Origin of the sequence: Photobacterium proteolyticum (assembly GCF_001939735.1) — a bacterium.
GTDB lineage: Bacteria > Pseudomonadota > Gammaproteobacteria > Enterobacterales > Vibrionaceae > Photobacterium > Photobacterium proteolyticum.
Genome location: NZ_MJIL01000015.1, coordinates 1 through 2,026 on the forward strand (window position 1 = coordinate 1; position 2,026 = coordinate 2,026).

Here is a 2,026-nt window from a genome sequence, read left to right on the forward strand (position 1 = left end):
ATTATTTTTGTTAACTTATCAAATTCAGCTTTTGCTTCTTTGTTCAAACCTTCTTGCTTAGCCAAGAACAACCACATGTAACCGTTGAAATTGCTTTTTGGCAAACCACGACCACTGGCATACATCCAAGCAAGATTCACTTGCGCCTTCGATACCCCTTGCTCGGCTGCCAGTCGGTACCACTTCACCGCTTCTTTATAATCTTTCTCTATGCCTCGGCCGTGCTTATACATATGTCCAAGATTCACTTTCGCCCTTGCGAAACCTTGCTCGGCAGCCAGTCGATACCACTTCGCCGCTTCCTGATCATCTTGCTCTGTACCCCAACCGTTGAGGTACATATTGCCAAGAGTGTATTGCGCCCCCGCATAGCCTTGTTCGGCAGCTAGCCGATACCACTTCACAGCTTCCTGATCATCTTGCTCTGCCCCCCTACCATGATGGTACGCAGAACCAAGATTGATTTGCGCCCAAGCTAAGCCTTGCTCGGCAGCCAGCCGATACCACTTTACCGCTTCGTGGTCATCTTGCTCTACGCCCCTCCCGTGACTGTACATATTGCCAAGATTGTATTGCGCATCCGCATAGCCTTGCTCGGCAGCCAGCCGATACCATTTCACCGCTTCTTTATAATCTTGCTCTACACCCTTACCGATGTCGTACATATAGCCAAGATTGTGTTGCGCATCCAGATAGCCTTGGTCGGCAGCCAGCCGATACCACTTCACCGCTTCTTTATAATCTTGCTCTACACCCTTACCGATGTCGTACATATAGCCAAGATTGTGTTGCGCCTTCATATAGCCTTGGTCGGCTGCCAGTCGGGTCCATTTCATAGCTTCTTGATAATCTTCCCCTACTCCCCAGCCGTACTGGTACATCAAGCCAAGACTGGCTTGCGCATTTGCATAGCCTTGCTCAGCAGACAGCCGGAACCACGTAACCGCTTCTTTGTAATCTTGCCCGACAACCTTGCCAGTCACATACATAAACCCAAGATGGTGTTGCGCCTGCGCATAGCCTTGTTCGGCAGACAGTCGCTGCCACTTCTCCTCCTTTTGCTCATCTTGCTCTACCCCTCTACCGTAATGATACAAAATTGCAAGATTGTATTGCGCCTGCTCAGAGCCTTTCTCAGCTGCCAGTCGATACCACTTCATCGCTTCTTTATAATCTTGCTCTACACCCTTACCGATATCGTACATATAGCCGAGATTGTATTGCGCATGCACATAGCCTTTCTTGGCAGCCTGTCGGTACCACTTCACCGCTTCTTGATCATTTTGCCCTACGCCCTGTCCCTTCTGGTACTTAACACCAAGATTGTTTTGCGCTACCGCAGAGCCTTGCTCGGCAGCCAATCGATACCACTTCACCGCTTCTTTGAAATCTTGATCTACTTCCTCCCCTTCATCATACATATGGCCGAGTATAAACTGCGACCTTTCATGGCCCTGCTGCGCTTGCAAGAATAGCTTCTTGGTATTTTCTGAAGTGGTGGAGCAAGCAGTGAAAAGAAATAATGCTATAAGATTTATTGTTATAAGTTTGAAATTAAAGCGCATATTGGAATTATCAATAATTAAATTTGAATGAAGCGATATTAGTAGCATCTGGGCCAATACAAAATAGAAAATGATGAAAATTGAGTATCAAACCCAATAGAAATTAAGACTTAATAGCAACCTGAGACAGTCTTTGTGAAGGGTTACCTTAGAAATCGAAATAGGTAATATCCAGTTTCGACAACAATTTAACCTGTTGCAACCACCCCATGGTCACCAGACAGCCGCAATTGCAAGCCCGACTCGCTGAGTGACCATTCCACCGCTTTCAGGCACCACTTGCCATCTTCCACATCACCAAACCCTTGCAGATTAAGGTTGCTTTCGGAAACCAGTGCCATCAGGTATCACTAGATCTGACAGATTAATGCTCGCCTCAAGATGAAGCGAGCGTAGGGATCTCTTAATGTTTGTTTCAATAATACGCAGGATTAACCACAGTTTTTATAATTAGAGTTTAA

Annotated in this window: 2 protein-coding genes; both read right to left on the bottom strand. The window is 46.4% G+C overall.

Annotation, left to right across the window (positions count from 1 at the left end; genetic code table 11):
- On the bottom strand, positions 1-1,469 hold a 1,469-nt coding region (locus tag BIT28_RS00130), incomplete at its 3' end, for a tetratricopeptide repeat protein (protein ID WP_245823615.1).
- 284 nt (positions 1,470-1,753) lie between these two features.
- Positions 1,754-1,906 carry a hypothetical protein gene (locus tag BIT28_RS29165; RefSeq protein ID WP_175577466.1) on the bottom strand — a complete coding sequence of 51 codons (153 nt, stop codon included), beginning with the start codon at positions 1,904-1,906 and terminating at the stop codon, positions 1,754-1,756.
- Between the last annotated feature and the right edge of the window lie 120 nt (positions 1,907-2,026).